This is a genomic window from Tissierella creatinophila DSM 6911, from assembly GCF_001940565.1.
Classification (GTDB): domain Bacteria; phylum Bacillota; class Clostridia; order Tissierellales; family Tissierellaceae; genus Tissierella_A; species Tissierella_A creatinophila.
The window spans coordinates 1-1031 of the sequence record NZ_LTDM01000058.1 but is presented as its reverse complement, the minus strand read 5'-3'; the positions used below and the strand labels follow the sequence as shown (position 1 = coordinate 1031).

General features: G+C 26.3%; 2 protein-coding genes. One reads left to right on the top strand and one right to left on the bottom strand.

Going from position 1 to position 1031, the window contains the following annotated elements; genetic code table 11:
* Positions 1-254: integrase core domain-containing protein (locus TICRE_RS10665; RefSeq protein ID WP_143583044.1), on the top strand; the 254-nt coding region annotated here is incomplete at its 5' end.
* 21 nt (positions 255-275) lie between these two features.
* Here the strand turns inward: TICRE_RS10665 and TICRE_RS10660 are convergent.
* Positions 276-491 (bottom strand): hypothetical protein, encoded by a 216-nt coding sequence (locus tag TICRE_RS10660; RefSeq protein WP_075727917.1) that lies wholly within the window; start codon positions 489-491, stop codon positions 276-278.
* Positions 492-1031: the final 540 nt, after the last annotated feature.

Below are 1031 nucleotides of genomic sequence, written 5' to 3'. Positions count from 1 at the left end.
ATATTGATGCTACTCCTGCAGAAAGCTTTATAAGGAGTTACTCAAGGAAAGGTAACCCTTGGGATAATGCAGTAATCGAGTCTTTTCATGCACTTATTAAAAGAGAATGGCTGAATAGATTTGTAATCCAGCATCTAAGTCATGCTCATGAGTTGATATTTGAATACATTGAAACATTCTACAATACAAAGAGAATACATAGTCACTGTGACATGAAGTCACCTTATGACTATGAAGAAGAAAATATTATTTAACAGAATATGGATTTATTATGTTTAATTTGTCCTTTTTCTTGACAGAGGACCACCTTCAATTTCTTCTACTACATATTTATTGCTATTATCCTCTAAAACTGTGATAATAGATTCACCTATAATTGTTGTTTCATTCACATTTAAATTTTGTTTAGAGTTATAATCATTTGCCAAAGAAATAGAATTTGTGAAAATCAAAATAATAATTAATAATAAACTAAGTATACGGTTTTTCATTTGAATATCCTCCTTGAGTGTTTTTTTACTTAATTATTTTAAAATAGCTACTTAAATTAATGAATCTGATTCATAGATAGATAGTAATTTTGTAAAGTTTTCTAATATATTAACCCTTTAACAATCACCATTTTTATATCTTATTATATTTATAATAACCATAACTATCCCCTCCTTTTTTACAATATTTATTATAAATAATAAATCCGTTCCTTTTTGATAGTTTTAGTATATCAGATATAGAATTTATTAGGTTTGGATTGTCCTATTTATATACTAGTACTAAGCGTAAGATGTAATAAGTATACTTATCACTTTAATTTTTATCTCCTTCTGTTATAATAATAATATCATATATAACTTAGGCTTTGTTAGATTTTGGTCTAAGTGGTATTTTTTTGGTTTAAGCGGTAATAGATAGTTGCAGAATAGAGTTTTGAAATTATCTAAGGTTATCCACAAAGGGAAATTTAATTCAATAAATAAATATGCTCGTTAATTTTGGAGAATCTAGTTATACACAGAAAAAGGGCATAGAAA